The sequence below is a fragment of the Meridianimarinicoccus roseus genome, from assembly GCF_003172915.1.
Classification (GTDB): Bacteria; Pseudomonadota; Alphaproteobacteria; order Rhodobacterales; family Rhodobacteraceae; genus Meridianimarinicoccus; species Meridianimarinicoccus roseus.
The window spans coordinates 13,288-29,215 of sequence record NZ_QGKU01000051.1 but is presented as its reverse complement, the minus strand read 5'-3'; the positions used below and the strand labels follow the sequence as shown (position 1 = coordinate 29,215).

The following is a 15,928-nucleotide window of genomic DNA, read 5'->3' as shown; positions in this document are numbered from 1 at the left end:
GACCACAACAAGCAACATCTTCATCAATTCCTGCCCTAGCCACCACCCCGCGCCCACGCTAACCCGGCGTCCATGCGCCTCGCCGTCACGCACCTTGCTCTCTCGCATTTCCGGTCCCACCGCCGCGCGGCGCTGGACCTTGACGGGCGGCCGGTCGCGATCTTCGGTCCCAACGGCGCGGGCAAGACCAACCTGATCGAAGCTGTCTCGCTCCTCTCCCCCGGTCGTGGCCTGCGCCGGGCCGCCGCCGCCGATCTCGCCCGCCGTCCCGATGCCATCGGCTGGCGCGTCGCCGCCGACCTGAACGGGCCGGACGGGCGGCACCAGATCGACACCCGCGCCGAACCCGGCAGCCCGCGCGCCACGAAGATCGACGACAAGCCCGCGCCGCAGACCGCGCTTGCCCGGCTCGCCCGCGTGCTCTGGCTGACCCCGGCGATGGACCGGCTCTGGATCGAAGGGGCCGAGGGGCGGCGCCGCTTCCTCGACCGCATCACGCTCAGCTTTTTCCCCGATCACGCCGATGCCGCGCTGGCCTATGACAAGGCGATGCGCGAACGAAACCGCCTGCTCAAGGACCAGGTGCAGGACGCCCGCTGGTTCGACGCGCTCGAGGCCCGCATGGCGGAAACCGGCGCCGACATCACCCGCGCCCGCCGCGCCGCGCTGGACCGGATCGCCTCCGCGCAGCACGGGGCGCAGACCGCCTTTCCCGCCGCCGCGCTCTGCCTGATCGACCCGGAGGACGGCGCCGCGCCGCTGCCTGACGGGGCCGAAGCACTGCGCCGCGCCTTCGCAGACGCCCGCCGGGGCGATTATCGGGCGGGCCGCACCCGCCTCGGGCCGCACCGCACGGACCTCGCCGCGACCTACACCGCCAAGGGCGTGGCGGCCGCGCAATGCTCCACCGGTGAACAGAAGGCGATGCTGATCTCGCTTGTGCTGGCCAATGCCCGCGCGCTGCGCGATGACACCGGCGCCGCGCCGATCCTGCTGCTGGACGAAGTCGCGGCCCATCTCGACGCCGCCCGCCGCGCCGCCCTTTACGACGAGATCTGCGCGCTCGGCACGCAGGCCTGGCTGACCGGCACCGGGCCCGAGCTGTTCACCGATCTCGGCCCCCGCGCGCAGCACCTTTCGGTGACCGAGGACGGGGGCGAAAGCCGGGTTCACCCCGCGAACGGCTAACCGTCTGGCTTCGAACGGAGTCATATGGGAGTCATATGCAAATCATATGCGTTTCATACGCCCGCTTGCAGCCGCTTGCAGCGCGTCCTAAACCGCCCCATGACCCTCGCCGTAACCGACCTGGCCCTTTATGCCGCAGCGCTTTTCGTGCTGTTCCTGACCCCCGGTCCGGTCTGGCTGGCGCTGTCCGCCCGCACCCTCGCGGGGGGCTTCCAGGCGGCCTGGCCACTGGCCCTCGGCGTCGTCGTGGGCGACGCGATCTGGCCCTTTCTCGCCATTCTCGGCGTGTCGTGGGTCGTCACCCAATACGCTGATTTCATGACCATTATGCGGCTCGTCGCGGTCGCGGTCTTCCTGTGGATGGGCATCGCGCTGATCCGCAACGCCGACCGCCGGATCGGCGCCGACAGCCGCCTGACACGGCCCGGCAAGGCGGCGGGCTTCGTGGCGGGCGTCGCCGTGATCCTCGGGAACCCCAAGGCGATCCTGTTCTACATGGGCGTGCTGCCCGGCTTTTTCGACCTGAGCCGCGTCACCGCGCCCGACATCGCCGCGATCGTCGCGCTTTCCATCGCCATCCCTCTGATCGGAAACCTTTTTTTCGCTCTTCTGATCGACCGCGCGCGCCGCGTGCTGACCAGCCCGGCGGCGCTCCGGCGGATGAACCTGACCGCCGGGGCGATGCTGATCGTGGTCGGCTGCATCATCCCATTCACGTGAACGGATGCCCGGCCCGGACAGGTGCGATTTTACCTGCGCGGCCCGTGACATTCCCCACCGCCCCCGATATAAAATGTCATAAAAATGAAGGGCATGACGAATGGCCGATCCGATCACGGCACCTGAAGAATATGGCGCCGATTCCATCAAGGTTCTCAAGGGGCTGGAGGCTGTCCGCAAACGGCCCGGCATGTATATCGGCGACACCGATGACGGGTCCGGCCTGCATCACATGGTCTACGAGGTCGTGGACAACGGCATCGACGAGGCGCTGGCCGGCCATGCCGACGCGGTAACCGTCACGATTCACGACGACAACTCGGTCTCGGTCAGTGACAACGGGCGCGGCATTCCCGTCGGCATCCACGAGGGCGAAGGCGTGTCCGCAGCCGAGGTCATCATGACCCAGCTCCATGCCGGCGGCAAGTTCGACCAGAATTCCTACAAGGTTTCCGGGGGATTGCATGGCGTGGGCGTGTCGGTCGTGAACGCTCTGTCCGACTGGCTGGACCTGCGGATCTGGCGCGACGGCAAGGAGCATTACGCCCGCTTCGAACGCGGCGAGACGGTCGAACACCTCCGCGTCGTCGGCGACACGCCCGGCCGCACCGGAACGGAGGTACGTTTCCTCGCGTCGACCAGCACGTTCACAAACACCGAATACAGCTTCAAGACGCTTGAAAACCGCCTGCGCGAACTGGCCTTCCTCAACTCCGGGGTACGTATCATCCTGAAGGACGAACGCGGCGCCGAAACCCAGCGATCGGAGTTGTTCTACGAAGGCGGCGTGAAGGAGTTCGTGCGTTACCTCGATCGGTCCAAGACGCCGATGATGTCGGAGCCGATCTTCATCACCGGCGACCGGGACGGCATCACCGTCGAGGTCGCGATGTGGTGGAACGACAGCTACAACGAAATGGTGCTGCCCTTCACCAACAACATCCCGCAGCGCGACGGCGGCACCCACCTGGCCGGTTTCCGTGGCGCCCTGACCCGGACGCTGAACATCTATGCCGGCCAATCCGGGATCGCGCGCAAGGAAAAGGTCACCTTCACCGGCGACGATGCCCGCGAGGGGCTGACCTGCGTTCTCTCGGTGAAGGTTCCCGACCCGAAATTCTCCAGCCAGACCAAGGACAAGCTGGTCAGCTCCGAGGTGCGGCCTGCGGTCGAGGGGCTGCTGAACGAAAAGCTGGCTGAGTGGTTCGAGGAAAACCCGAACGACGCGCGGGCGGTCATCACCAAGATCATGGAAGCCGCACTGGCCCGCGAGGCCGCGCGCCGCGCCCGCGAACTGACGCGTAAGAAATCCGCGCTCGACATCGCGTCCCTGCCGGGCAAACTGGCTGATTGCCAAGCGCGCGACCCCGAAAGCCGCGAGTTGTTCCTGGTGGAGGGCGACAGCGCCGGCGGTTCCGCCAAGCAGGGCCGTGCCCGCGCCAACCAGGCCGTTCTGCCCCTGCGCGGCAAGATCCTGAACGTGGAACGGGCCCGCTTCGACCGGATGCTGGGCAGCCAGGAGATCGGGACGCTGATCACCGCACTCGGCACCGGCATCGGACGCGACGAATTCGACATCGCCAAGCTACGCTACCACAAGATCATCATCATGACGGATGCCGACGTGGACGGCGCCCATATCCGCACGCTGCTGCTGACGTTCTTTTTCCGCCAGATGCCGCAAATCATCGAGGGCGGGTTCCTCTACATCGCGCAGCCGCCGCTCTTCAAGGTCGCACGCGGCAAGTCCGAGGTATACCTGAAGGACCAGCCCGCGCTGGACGACTACCTGATCGAGATGGGCATCGACGGCGCGACCCTGCGCCTTGGTAGCGGCGAAGAGATTGTCGGCCAGGATCTTCGACGCGTGGTCGAGGAGGCCCGCATCGTGCGGCGCGCGCTGGACAATTTCCCGACGCATTATGCAACCCGCATTCTTGAACAGGCCGCGATCGCCGGCGCCTTCGAGCCAGGGCAGATCGACAATGACCTGCAAGGCACCGCGAATGCAGTCGCGAAGCGTCTGGACCTGATCTCGGCCGAGTACGAACGCGGTTGGCAGGGGCGCCCGACGCAGGACAAGGGCATCCGCGTGATGCGTGCCGTGCGCGGCGTGGACGAGGTGCGCGTGCTTGACGGGCCGATCCTGCGCGGCGGAGAGGCGCGGCGACTGGGCAGCATGACCAAGGCGCTTCAGGATCTCTATACCCAGCCCGCGACCTTGCTGCGGCGCGACAAGGGCCTGCCGGTCTACGGCCCCCTCGACCTTCTGGAAGCCGTCCTGAAGGAGGGCGAGAAAGGCCTGACGTTGCAACGCTACAAGGGTCTGGGCGAAATGAACCCCGATCAGCTTTGGGAAACAACGCTGGACCCGGAGGCCCGCACCCTGCTGCAGGTGAAGATCGATGATGTGGCCGAGGCCGACGACATCTTCACCAAGCTGATGGGCGACGTAGTCGAGCCGCGACGCGAGTTCATCCAGTCGAACGCGCTGAGCGTGGCGAACCTCGATTTCTAGTCTCGTGTAGGGAAGCAGACATTTTTTCGTGGCGCGCATATTTTTTCGCGTCACGGGCGCCCGAAAATGAGAAAAGTTCATTTTTCTCAAAGGCTTAGCGGAGAAGCCGTAATGGCGGGGGGATTGGGCGATATTCGATTCGTACTTCCGTTGGACCACCACGTCGGTCCCCCTCTCAATCGTTGTCCAGCGTTGCAATGCCCATTGCCCATCAATGATCCGCTGGCGGGCCGGACCGCGCGCACTTTCTGGATGTCACGCGATCTGCCTTAGCTTGGCTTTGCCATCACAATCAGGGAAGCGGACACAGCCGAGAAATGCTCCATATCGGCCGCGCCGTTCGACAAGCCAGCCAGCTTCGCAGCTGGGGCAGGCCCGCTGGCTCTCGCCGCAATCACCGCAAACCAGATCTCCACTTGTTCGGGAACGGACCGGAAGGCCGACACCGCAGGCCGGGCAAGCCGGCATGCGGCTGCCGCACAGCTTCACATGCTCGCATCTATACCAGTCGCGACCGTCGCTGCCAGGCATGTGAAGCAACCGTCCACCGCACCCCGGGCAGGTGTGCGTATGCTTCTGGGCCTCAGGGGGCACGACCACGCCGAATTCCGGCTCATTCATCAACTCTTCGACGAAGACGGAGGGGCGTGCTTCGGATGCAAGGATGGTCACGGTCCGCCGGGCCCGGGTCACGGCGACATACATGACGCGCCGCTCTTCGGCATTCGGATAAGGCTCAGCCTCGGGCGATACCAGGCTGAGCAGTGGATCGTCGACGATCATTGACGGGAAGCCCATCTTCGCGTTGTCGACGCCAAGGATGATGACGTGATCGGCCTCCAGGCCCTTCGATGCGTGAATGGTCTTGAAGGTGATCGTCGCCCCGGGGTTCTGGCGCTGAAGCCGCCCGACATCGGGCCTCAGGAACCGATATCGACCGAGGATCAGGATTGACGGTTTTCCGCCACCCTTCCCTTCTGTGGCGGCCAGAGCAGACACGGCGTCGTTCAAAACCGTCTCTCCGGTGTCGCGGCGCGTCCAGGCGATCCTGATCGACGGTTCATCCGTCTCGCCTGCCGGGATCACCGTCTTGGTGATCTGTGCCGGGTTGCGCAGAACGAAGCGACGGGCCGCCAGGGCGATCTTGTCGACGGATCGGAAGGTCCGGCCGAGGTCGACGGTGCGATGGACGCCAGTGGCCTCTGCAATGGTGCCCCCGAATTCCGCGCCGAAGTTGCGCATGATGTGTATGTCCGACCCGGCAAAGCGGTAGATCGACTGCCAGTCGTCGCCTACGGCAAACACCTTGGCATCGGAATGCTGGCGCTTGAGGGCCTGGATCAGCTTCGCCCGACCGGTAGAGATATCCTGGAACTCGTCGACGAGGATATGTCGGAACGGGCTCTGATAGCGCCCGCTTTCGACGAGGGCCGTGGCGCGGTTCACCATGTCTTCGAAGTCAATTCGGTCGCCCAGGCGCGCCTGATACTCCCGGAACACGGCTCCGAAGATCTTGAGAAAGGCCTCCGCTCGCTTGCCCATCTTCAGCGTCTGCGCCTTGTCCAAACAGTCCTCGACCCGGTAGCCGCCGTTCTTGAAGTGACGCAGGAAGGTGCCCATCAGCGAGGTAAAGCTGTCCACCACACCGACCTCAGCGACGCGATCGTAGATTTCGATGTCCGGGATCGGCCGCAGCGTGACGTGGGGCTCGAGCTTTTCGGCGAGAGCGTTGAGCAGATGGCCTTCTTCACGCTCCCAGCTGTAGGTCTCAACCAAAACCGTCTCGTGCTGGGCATGGACCTGCCGCTTCCAATCCATGCCCTCGAGGTATTCGTCGCGGTCGACATAAGGCGCTGTGATCAACTCCTCCTTGCCGTCCCTGCCGCGTTTTTTGCGAACGCCGAAATGCTCGATGTAGACGCCGCTTTCTGTCAGCCGGAAATCGGGCGTGTAGACGCGGCGCCCGGTCTTCTGGAGCTTGTGCTCGTAGCTCGGCTCGTATTCGTAGGCGATGCCGTTTCGGAACAGCCAGTTGGCGATCAGAAGCTCCTCGAAGCTCTTCACCGTCTCGCCTTGCAGCGTCCGCAGGTTGCGGCTTTCTACCTGCGCATACCATTCGTGCTTGGTCTTGAAGTCCCACTCTGTCGGGAAGTCGTCGAAGAAACCGGCAAACCATCCGATCACGGTTTGTGCGATGCCACTGGCGGTCACCACGATGTGCCGAAGGATCTCCTTCATGAGGGATAGGAAGGCCTTGTCGTCCGTCGCGGTGGGCGCCAAGGGGGGCTTCTCCCCCTCAACTTGGCCGATGATCTCGTAGGCCAATGCGTGGAAGGTGCGGGCCGCCACGGGGACCCCGCACCGCGCCTCGATACGCTCGGACATCTCGGTTGCAGCATCTTTGGCGAAGGCCAGGAGCAGGAGCTCGCTTGGCTTCCGTATCTCGGCCTTCACCAGGTATGCAGCCTTGGCGGTGATGACGCTGGTCTTGCCGGAGCCCGCGCCGGCCAGAACCAGCGTTGCGTCCTCGTCGACGACAACCGAAAGGCGCTGCTCCGGTGTCAGCGGCATGGATTCGACCGTGTCGAAGAAGTCCTTCCACCTAAGCAGCTGACCTTCCACGAACGCCTCGATAGCCGCGTTCCGGACGGTGTTCGGATCGGCAGCGAAGGCCACGATCGGGGCGATCCGGGACATCAGCTCGTTGCCAACGGCCTCGGCGTTCAGCTTGGAAAGCACGCGGCTGTTCAGATCGGCAGCGTCGCGCGCCAGCGGTGCTACGTGGCATGCGGCAGGATAAACATCCGGCACCTTGAGCACATCGAGAGAATGCAGGATGCGCCGGACCGCGGCGTCCTCCTTCTCCAGCTCCGCCCGATTGAAACTCGTCCAGGCGGTCGTAACCGCCTCTGCGAAGGTTCTGGCCGCAGATTGCTCCACCGCTGGCAAGCTCAGGTTTCGGCTCCCGCCAAGATCGAGCGATAGCGACGACGAAAGAAGGCCCTTCCTCACCGATGGGCGCGTCGCGATAGCTTCAAGCCCTATCCAAGGCGAACCAGCTCCGCGTGCTGAAATACCCTTTTCTTGCAGGGAGAGGGATCTTGGATGTCGGCCGAGAGGGTCAATCAGGAACCCCAGGAAGGATTTTGAGGCGAGGTTCATGAGCAGCAAACTACCAGTCTTTCCGGAATTGTAGCAGATATCGGGCAGCGGGGACCATGTGGGACGTATTTCAGGCGCGAATCCGCGCCGCTTTAGTGTTAATTGAACGATGCGGCTGCCAGAGGCACGCAGCTAACGGCGGAAAGCCGACCTTCGCCGAAAGCGCGAAGACACTGTGTCCGCCCTCAATAAACGGGCTTTCAGTGAGGAGCACGGGTCGGCACCTGCCTCGTCAACACGGAGGGCGGGAGAGGGGCCGTTGGGAGCACATCGAACGAACGGTGGGTTCGCGCAGGCAACCGCGCTTTACAGAACTTGCGATCCTTTCTTCTCACCTTGTGGTCCGGTGATGTGCCGTCATCGACGTCTGATGAAAGCTTGATCGCTTTCAGCATTTCTGGGCAGCGCAACCTTGGAGCCTAATTCGAACTTCGGAACGCTTGGTTCAACTCCGTCCCAGGCTGTCCACGGTCGGCGGCGGTGTGAGCCTTACCTAAGCAAATTCGACACTTGCCGACAGGTGGTAGAGGCATAGGCAGGGCAGATTGGAGCCACCGCCAGCTGACATGGGCCCAGCCGCAGATAAAGAAAATCTATCCTTAAGCTTAAATTTTTCGCGCTTTTAGTAAGAAATCATAAATGTAAGGATCGGGTATCCGGCGGGAGGCCGGACATCTGGTCGCGCATTGCTCCACCGATGGCCAAGGTATTGCAGGCAACCGCCGCGGTCATCGGTTAGCACTTTCGACCCTTGGGAGGATACCATGAGATACACACGCCGTTCGAGCCTGGCCCTTTTGGCCGGGATGGTGATCACGCCGCTTGCCGCCTTCGCGCAGCAGGATTACCCGACCCGTCCGATCACCCTCGTCGTACCCTATGGGGCGGGTGGCACCACCGATATCTCCGCGCGCCAGATCGCGACGATGGCCGAAGAAATCCTCGGCCAACCCATCGTCGTGGAAAACCAGCCGGGCGCCAGCGGTACCAATGCGATGCGCGCCGTCGCATCGGCCGCACCCGATGGCTACACACTGATCGCGACAACCTCGTCGCCATCCTTTGTCACCCCGGCGCTGCGCGATGTAGGCTATGACACGCTGTCAGACTTCATTCCGATCCTGAACTATTCCGGGCCGTTCCACGGCGTCGTGGTTCCGGCGGACAGCCCCTACGACACGCTCGACGCGCTGATCGAAGGCGCCAAATCCGGCGCGGTGACCTATGGCACGGCGGGCGCGATGGGCGGCGCGCACTTGGCCTTCGCATCGGTTGCCAGGGACACCGGCGCAATGTTGCAGCACGTGCCCTTCGACGGTGCCTCCAAAGCGACGGCAGCGGTGCTGGGGGGGCACGTGGACGCGGCGTTGGTTCCGGCCTATCGCGACCTCGTGCAGGACGGCCAGCTGCGCCTTCTGGGCGTGCTCGACGGAACGAACGACCCGGACTTCCCCGATGCCCCGACGCTGAAGGACGCAGGCCTCGCCGCGGAATTCCCCTCGATCGTGGGCATCATGGCACCCGACGGCACCGACCCGGCGATCATCGCCAAGTTGGAGGCCGCCTTCACCGAGGTCGCCTCTTCCGACGCTTTCCGGACCTTCATGACCGATCTCAGCCAGCCGGTGCGCATCATGCCGGGTGAGGAATTGGCCAAGACGATCGAGGAAAACCTGAACGCCTATCGCGAGATCGCCAAGGGGCTTGGCAATTGAGCTTCAACGGTCAGGGGGGCGGGTTCGCCCGCCCCGGATTTCGGACGCTGATCGCGGGACTGTTGCTGGCGGCGGCGGCCTGGGGGCTTTGCAGCCTCGACAGACAGATCGAGGTGTTCGGCTTCGGCGCCTCCGGACCCGACGCGCGCAGCTTTCCCCGTGTTGCCCTGTGGCTGCTGGCGGCGGTCGTGGCGCTCCGCCTGGTCCTGAGCCTGCGCGCCGAGGATTACCCGCTTGGCACCCCCGCCCGGCTCGGTCGTGTTGTGGCCGTCGCCGCGAGTGGCGCTGCGGCGCTCTGGGCCATGCCGCAGTTCGGCTTCTTTGCAGGCGCCGCCGGGGCAGGGATCATCGTGGCCTTGGTTCTGGGTGAACGCCGTCCCCTGTTGCTGGGCCTGCCGCTGATCGTGGCAGCCGTCGTGGCCTATTGCGGACGGCACGGCCTCAGCATCCCCTTGCCCTGAGCCTGCCGATCCATTCCAGACCTCAAAGGAGCGCAAGCCGTGCTTGTCGATGCCTTTCTCGAAGTTCTGAACCTCTGGGTGCTGGTCGCGGCGATCACCGGGATCGTCTCGGGGATCATCATCGGCGCGATCCCCGGGCTTGGCCCGACCATGGCGATCGCTCTGCTGATCCCAGTCACCTTCTCGATGGAGCCGATCCCGGCCATCATCCTGCTTCTCGGCGTCTACCAGGGCGCAATCTTCGGCGGGTCGATCTCGGCGGTGCTGCTGAACGTGCCTGGCACGCCCTCCTCGGCGGCGACGGCCATCGACGGCTTTGCCATGGCGCGCCGCGGCGAAGGCGGTCGGGCGCTGCGCTTTGCCCTTTATGCCAGCGTCATTGGCAACATCTTCAGCTGCCTCGTGCTGATGGCCCTGGCCGAACCGCTGGCGCGCTTCGCGCTGGATTTCGGACCGGCGGAAATGGCGATGCTGATGCTGTTCGCCCTGCTGGTCATCGTGCTTTTTGGCGGCGGATCGAAGCTCGACGCCCTGATCATGGTTCTGGTGGGCGCCTGCGCAGGCATCGTCGGTCTCGATCCGATCAGCGGCACGCCGCGCTTTACCTTCGGCTCCTTCGCCTTCGAGAACGGGTTCCAGCTGATCCCCGTGCTGATCGGCCTCTTTGCCATGTCCGAGGTGTTGCTGCAGGCCTTCGACCGCGAACCGCTGGTGGGCGATGTCGAGGTGCCGCCATTGAAAAGCTCGGTCGTCAGGTTCGCCGAGCTTTGGCGGATGCGGGTGACGCTGCTCCTGTCCTCGGTCATTGGCACGTTTGTCGGCATCCTGCCGGGGATCGGGTCCACCGTTCCCGCCTTCATGAGCTACAATCTCGCCCGCTCGCGCTCAGCCGATGCGGACCGGTTCGGCAAGGGCGCCCCCGAAGGCGTCGTCGCCCCCGAGGCCGCGAACAATGCCGTGACGGGCGGTGCGCTGGTGCCGACGCTGGCGCTGGGTATCCCCGGCGATGCGGTCACGGCGGTTATCCTCGGCGCCTTCATGCTGCACGGGCTGGCGCCGGGGCCGTTCCTGTTTCGCGACCACGGCCTGGAAGTCTACGCCATCTTCGAAGCGCTCTTGCTGTCGTCCATCCCGACGGTGATCCTTGGCCTGCTGTTTTTTCGCGTCGCGATCCACGTCACGCGCATCCAGCCGCGCCACCTGCTGCCCGCGATTACGATTCTCGCAATCTTCGGCGCATTCTCGGTCAACAACAGCCTCTTCGACGTCTGTGTGATGCTGGGCGCGGGCGTTCTGGGCTTCCTGTTCCGCCGCGCCAATTTCCCCGTACCACCGCTGCTTATCGGCCTGATCCTCGGCGCACCGTTCGAACAGAGCCTGCGGCAGGCGTTGCTGACCTCGGGCGGCGGTTATGGCATCTTCGTCGGGTCACCGATCACCGTTGGCCTCCTGGCGCTTATCGGCCTGTCGCTGGCGATCAGCCTGGCCCTGAGCCTGAGAAAGGCGCGGACATGATTACCGATTGCCATCTGCATTCCTTCGCCAGAGACGGCGCAGCGCAGACCGGCGCCTACCTTCCGCCTGCCCGCGATATCCGCGATTACATGGCGGAGGCAGCCCCGTTGGGCGTCCGCCGCGGTGTTGTGGTGCAGGCCTCGGTCGATGGCACGGACAACAGTCGCCTGGTCGAAGTGCTGGGCGCGCAAGGCCCCATCGCCCTGCGCGGTGTTGCCGTGATCGACGGCGCCGCCGACCTGCCCGCGCTGCACGCCGCGGGTGTCCGCGCGACGCGCATCCAGGACCGCGCAAGGCTGGGCGACAGCGCGCTTGGGCACTTGCCGGACCTTGCCGACCGGGTGGCCGAGGTCGGCTGGCATATCGAGATGAATACCGAGCCGCGCAGCTTTGACCGGATCGCCGGGATGTTGCCCGACCTGCCCGCGGGCGTGCGGCTGATCCTCGATCATGTGGGCCATGTCGATCCAACCGCACCCGACGCCGTCTTTCGCCTGCTGGAAACGGACCGGATCTGGGTCAAGCTCTCTCCCACCCGGATCAGCACCGATATCGGGCGCTACTCCGACCTGGTCGGGCTCTTCGAACGTATCGGTGCGGCCTTCCCTAACCAGATCATCTGGGGCAGCGACTGGCCGCATGTGATGACCCCCGAGCCGGTGCCGGAAATCCCGCCGATGCTGGATCTGTGCCGCGCGGCGTTGAGCAGCGATGCCTTCAAACGCTGCATGTGGAACAACCCCGAACGGCTCTACGGGTTCTGATGCTGCTCACGCTGGACGATTTCGAGCCGTTGGCACGGCGCCGCCTGCCCCGCCCGCTGTTCGGCTATGTTTCGGGCGCGGCGGAAACAGGCGCCGCGCGGCAGGACAACCGCGATGCGCTGGACCGGTGGCGGCTGATCCCCAAGGTCCTGCGCGGCGTCGAGGGCCGAAGCATCGCCCGCGCCCTGATGGGCCGGAATTAAACTGCACCGTTCGGCATCGCGCCCATGGGCCTCTCGGCGCTGATGGCCCGCGACGGGGACGTGGCGATGGCCCGCGCGGCGGGCGCCGCGGGCATTCCTTTCGTGGTGTCCGGGTCGTCCCTGACCCCGATGGAAGACGTTGTGAAAGCCAACGGATCTGCGTGGTTCCAGGCCTACCTGCCCGGCGAAGACGACCGTGTCCGCGCCCTTGTCGCCCGGGTCGAGAAAGCGGGCTTCGGCACGCTGGTGCTGACCGCGGACACTGCGGTGCTGGCGAACCGCGAAAACAACCAGCGCGCGGGGTTCTCCACGCCGCTCAGGATCACGCCGCGGTTGATCTGGGATTTCGCGATCAAGCCGCGCTGGGTTCTGGGAACATTCCTGCCGACCTTGATGCAGGGCATGCCGCATTTCGAAAACTCGTTCGCCACGCGCGGTGCGCCGATCATCTCGAAACAGGTGGCGCGGGATTTCGGGCGCAAGGATCACCTGAACTGGGACCACCTTGCACTGATACGCGACTGCTGGCCCGGAAAGCTGGTGCTGAAGGGCGTGATCGCCCCCGCCGACGTGGCGCAAGCGCGCGTGGTTGGCTGCGATGCTGTGATCCTGTCGAACCACGGCGGACGGCAACTGGACCATGCCATGTCGCCGCTGCGCGTTTTGCCCGAGGCGCGGGCGCAGGCGGGCGACATGGCGCTGCTGATCGACGGCGGCATCCGTCGCGGCACGGACGTGATCAAGGCGCTGGCCCTGGGTGCGGACATGGTGCTGGTCGGGCGGCCGTTCCTGTATGCAGCGACCCTTGGCGGTCAGCCGATGGTCGAAACCGCCATCGAAATCCTGAAGACCGAGGTGCACCGCAATCTCGGCCTGCTGGGTCTGCGGGATCTGTCCGAGATCGGCCCTACACTTCTGCACCCGGTCTAAAGCGCGCCGGAAAAAATCGGTGCACCAGCAATGCCCAAGTGCTCCGGGAACTCCGCTTTCAGGATGCTGCCACTGTCCGACTCGGTGATGAACAGGGTCCGCCCGTCGGGCCCGCCGAAGGCGCAGTTGGTCGTCCCAAGGCCGCGCGGCGAACGTACCACGGCGATCGGTCGGCCCAGCTCGTCGTGAACCCAGGCCAGCCCCATGCCGGTCTGGCAGACCACGACGCCACCGTTCGAAGTCAGCGCCAGCCCGTCCGGTCCTGCGCGCCCGCCCGACAACTGGATGAACAGTCCCGCCTTGTTGACCCGCCCCGAAGGCGACATTGGCAGCCGCCAGACGGCGTTCGCGCGGGTCACGGCGAGAAAGAGCACCTGCTCGGCCAGGTCCAGCACAAGCCCGTTTGGGCTGGGCACCCTGTCGATCAGGCAGGTCAGCGTCCCGGTCTCTGGCACCCATTTCCAGACGCGCCCCGAGGGATCCTGCAACCCGGTCTGTCCCTGATCGGTGAAGTAGAGCGCCCCGTCGCGACCGAAATGCAGGTCGTTGCAGCCCTTGAAGCTTTCGGTATCAGCATCGCCGAGCGCCTTGCTCACGCCACCAGTATCAGGGTCGAGCAGCATGATCCCGTTCTGGTAATCCGCCAGCAGGATCCGCCCGTCGCGGTGGATCTTCAACCCGTTGGGCTGGCCGTCGTATTCGGCGATCTGTGTGATCGCCCCCGCCGGATCGGCGCGGAAGACGCGCCCGAACGGAATATCGACGAACCAAAGATTGCCCGCCGTGTCGAACGACGGCCCCTCGAGGAAACTGTCCGCAGGCGCACCGCGCCGGTTCTTCTCGGCCCAATAGGACGGCTGGCCGGTCCGGCGCAGCGCGGCGGGCAGTTCGGTGAAGACCTCGGCGTCGATGACGACCGGATCGGGGAAGGGATATGTGGGCGTCATCCGAACGTGAACTCCGGCAGGAACAGGGCGATGTCCGGCACTCCGATGAGAAGCAGCATGAAGGCCACGATGATGATGAAGAAGGGCAACGTGCCGATGATCACGTCCTCGATCTTCACCTCGTCCGAAGACGAGGCGACAACGAAGAGGATCACGCCCAGTGGCGGGGTCAGCTGGCCCAGTTCCACCAGGATCACCACGAAAACGCCGAACCAGATCGGGTCAACGTCCAGCACCAGCAGGGCGGGGAAGATCACCGGCACGATGATCGCGATCATCCCGAGGCCTTCCATGAAACAGCCGAGGATCGCGAAGACGACCATGATGATCAGCAGGAAGGTCAGGCGCGAGACATTCGCCTCTTCCAGCATGCCGACGAGATCCTTGCCGATGCCCGAGAGCGCGGTGGCGTAGGCGAAAATCATCGAGGTGAAAACAATGAAGAGGATGTTGCCGCTCATCGAGGCTGTGCGGGACAACCCGTCCTTCAGGAGCTGCCAGCTGAGCTTGCGGTAGATCCCGGCGATCAGGATGGCGCCGACGGTGCCCACGGCCCCAGCCTCGGTCGGGGTGGCGAAGCCGCCATAGATACTGCCGAGCACGATCACGATCAGCATCAGGAAGGGCACGATGTCGAGGAGCGCCCGGCCCAGGTCGCCGATACTGGCCTTGACCTCGTTCCTTGGTGCCAGCGCGGGATTCACCAGAACACGGGCCATGATGAAGCCCATGTAGCACAAGGCGAGAAGGATGCCCGGCACAAGACCGGCGGCGAAGAGGCGCGCGATCGAGGTCTCGGTGAAGGTGGCGTAGATGATCATGGTGATCGAGGGCGGGATCAGGATGCCCAGCGTACCGCCAGCGGCGAGCGATCCGGCGACAAGGCGCCTGTCGTAGCCGCGCGCGGAAAGCTCGGGAAGGGCGACGGTCGACATGGCGGCAGCGGTGGGGGCCGAGCCGCCCGAGATCGCCGCGAAGATGCCGCTGCCCGCGATGTTGGTATGCAGAAGGCCGCCCGGCAGCCGCCGCATGAAGGGCGCGACACCGTTGTAGAGCCGCGTCGAAAGGCCCGAACCCAGCAAGATCTCGGCCATCAGGACGAAGAGGGGAATGGCGGCGAGGGTGAAGCTGTTGGCGGCTCCCCAGCTGACGAGGCCGAGCGCCTTCCAGCCGCCGAAACCCTTGAGCAGCCAGATATAGGTGAGGCCTGCGCCGGCGACGGCGAACTGCACCCACATGCCGCCCAGGATCAGGCCGATCAACAGGCCGAAGGCGAGGATCGCTTCCATTCAATCGTCCCCGGATTTGCGGAAGCTCAGCAACAGCTGTTCGACCAGGAAAAACGCCAGCACGGAGAAGCCGAGCGGCAACATGATCTGCGGAATCCACAAAGGCGTACGCAGGACGGTGGGCGCGAACTTGCCGCGCGAGAAGGAGGACAGCGTCAGATCCTTGGTCTTCCACGCCAGGATCACGCAGATCACCAGCGCGATCAGCACGAAGGCGCGGACCAGCCAGCGCCGCGTGCCCAAGGGCCAGGCGTCCAGCAGGAAATGCACCTGGAACATCGCCTGGCCGCGCAGTGCCAGCGCCGCGCCGAAGAAGGTCAGGAAGACGACGCCGTAGCCGGTCAGCTCCTCGGCGAAGCCCAGCGAATAGTTGAACCCCCCGCGCAGCAGCGCCTCGAGGCAGACGAGGGTGACCAGCGCCACAAGCATCAGGCCGGTCGCCACAGCGGTCGCCCGCGCCACCGCGTCGAAAAGGGGGCCGGCCGATGCCGGCCCCGTGGTGATGTCGGGACGCAT

The 15,928-nt window shown here is 64.9% G+C and carries 11 protein-coding genes and 1 pseudogene; 8 read left to right on the top strand and 4 right to left on the bottom strand.

Translation table 11 applies throughout. The features are described 5' to 3' along the window. Positions 1–72: 72 nt before the first annotated feature. From recF to gyrB, 3 genes are all read left to right on the top strand, one after another. Positions 73–1,188 (top strand): DNA replication/repair protein RecF, encoded by a 1,116-nt coding sequence (gene recF, locus DKT77_RS17035; RefSeq protein WP_109812876.1) that lies wholly within the window; start codon positions 73–75, stop codon positions 1,186–1,188. A 99-nt stretch (positions 1,189–1,287) separates the two neighbouring features. Next, a complete protein-coding gene (locus tag DKT77_RS17030; protein WP_109812875.1) occupies positions 1,288–1,908 on the top strand; it encodes a LysE family translocator in 621 nt (206 codons plus the stop codon). 100 nt (positions 1,909–2,008) lie between these two features. Then, positions 2,009–4,426: a DNA topoisomerase (ATP-hydrolyzing) subunit B gene (gyrB, locus tag DKT77_RS17025; protein WP_109812874.1), complete on the top strand. Its 2,418-nt coding sequence runs from the start codon at positions 2,009–2,011 to the stop codon at positions 4,424–4,426. 255 nt (positions 4,427–4,681) lie between these two features. Here the strand turns inward: gyrB and DKT77_RS17020 are convergent, their stop codons facing one another. Next, on the bottom strand, positions 4,682–7,588 hold the full coding sequence (locus tag DKT77_RS17020; protein WP_238547978.1) for a UvrD-helicase domain-containing protein: 2,907 nt from the start codon (positions 7,586–7,588) through the stop codon (positions 4,682–4,684). A gap of 764 nt (positions 7,589–8,352) precedes the next feature. Here DKT77_RS17020 and DKT77_RS17015 point away from each other — a divergent pair. The 5 genes and pseudogenes from DKT77_RS17015 to DKT77_RS16995 all read left to right on the top strand — a co-directional run bounded on the left by DKT77_RS17015 (position 8,353) and on the right by DKT77_RS16995 (position 13,176). Next, the gene (locus DKT77_RS17015) at positions 8,353–9,303 is read left to right on the top strand and encodes a Bug family tripartite tricarboxylate transporter substrate binding protein (RefSeq protein WP_109812872.1); all 951 of its coding nucleotides are present in this window, start codon (positions 8,353–8,355) and stop codon (positions 9,301–9,303) included. Further along, positions 9,300–9,764, top strand: a complete 465-nt coding sequence (locus DKT77_RS17010; RefSeq protein ID WP_109812871.1) for a tripartite tricarboxylate transporter TctB family protein — start codon at positions 9,300–9,302, stop codon at positions 9,762–9,764. Before DKT77_RS17015 ends, DKT77_RS17010 begins: the two co-directional genes overlap by 4 nt. A 39-nt stretch (positions 9,765–9,803) precedes the next feature. Next, positions 9,804–11,279, top strand: a complete 1,476-nt coding sequence (locus DKT77_RS17005) for a tripartite tricarboxylate transporter permease (RefSeq protein WP_109812870.1) — start codon at positions 9,804–9,806, stop codon at positions 11,277–11,279. Continuing rightward, positions 11,276–12,043 (top strand): amidohydrolase family protein, encoded by a 768-nt coding sequence (locus tag DKT77_RS17000; RefSeq protein WP_109812869.1) that lies wholly within the window; start codon positions 11,276–11,278, stop codon positions 12,041–12,043. Before DKT77_RS17005 ends, DKT77_RS17000 begins: the two co-directional genes overlap by 4 nt. After that, positions 12,043–13,176: pseudogene (locus DKT77_RS16995) on the top strand (alpha-hydroxy acid oxidase). Before DKT77_RS17000 ends, DKT77_RS16995 begins: the two are co-directional and overlap by 1 nt. Here DKT77_RS16995 and DKT77_RS16990 read toward each other — a convergent pair. Genes DKT77_RS16990 through DKT77_RS16980 form a run of 3 tightly spaced genes read right to left on the bottom strand, consistent with a single transcriptional unit; the run spans position 13,173 to position 15,928 of the window. Beyond that, a complete protein-coding gene (locus tag DKT77_RS16990) occupies positions 13,173–14,123 on the bottom strand; it encodes an SMP-30/gluconolactonase/LRE family protein (RefSeq protein WP_109812868.1) in 951 nt (316 codons plus the stop codon). The pseudogene DKT77_RS16995 and the gene DKT77_RS16990 sit on opposite strands and share 4 nt — an antisense overlap. Continuing rightward, positions 14,120–15,412, bottom strand: a complete 1,293-nt coding sequence (locus DKT77_RS16985; RefSeq protein WP_109812867.1) for a TRAP transporter large permease — start codon at positions 15,410–15,412, stop codon at positions 14,120–14,122. The genes DKT77_RS16990 and DKT77_RS16985 overlap by 4 nt, the downstream gene beginning before the upstream one ends. After that, a complete protein-coding gene (locus DKT77_RS16980) occupies positions 15,413–15,928 on the bottom strand; it encodes a TRAP transporter small permease (protein ID WP_109812866.1) in 516 nt (171 codons plus the stop codon).

What these genes read in the sequence shown, in the direction of transcription:
- recF (WP_109812876.1), top strand. Translation starts at nt 73, where the DNA reads ATGCGCCTCGCCGTCACGCACCTTGCTCTCTCGCATTTCCGGTCCCAC.
- DKT77_RS17030 (WP_109812875.1), top strand. Translation starts at nt 1,288, where the DNA reads ATGACCCTCGCCGTAACCGACCTGGCCCTTTATGCCGCAGCGCTTTTC.
- gyrB (WP_109812874.1), top strand. Translation starts at nt 2,009, where the DNA reads ATGGCCGATCCGATCACGGCACCTGAAGAATATGGCGCCGATTCCATC.
- DKT77_RS17020 (WP_238547978.1), bottom strand. Translation starts at nt 7,588, where the DNA reads ATGAACCTCGCCTCAAAATCCTTCCTGGGGTTCCTGATTGACCCTCTC.
- DKT77_RS17015 (WP_109812872.1), top strand. Translation starts at nt 8,353, where the DNA reads ATGAGATACACACGCCGTTCGAGCCTGGCCCTTTTGGCCGGGATGGTG.
- DKT77_RS17000 (WP_109812869.1), top strand. Translation starts at nt 11,276, where the DNA reads ATGATTACCGATTGCCATCTGCATTCCTTCGCCAGAGACGGCGCAGCG.
- DKT77_RS16990 (WP_109812868.1), bottom strand. Translation starts at nt 14,123, where the DNA reads ATGACGCCCACATATCCCTTCCCCGATCCGGTCGTCATCGACGCCGAG.
- DKT77_RS16985 (WP_109812867.1), bottom strand. Translation starts at nt 15,412, where the DNA reads ATGGAAGCGATCCTCGCCTTCGGCCTGTTGATCGGCCTGATCCTGGGC.
- DKT77_RS16980 (WP_109812866.1), bottom strand. Translation starts at nt 15,928, where the DNA reads ATGCGTCCCGACATCACCACGGGGCCGGCATCGGCCGGCCCCCTTTTC.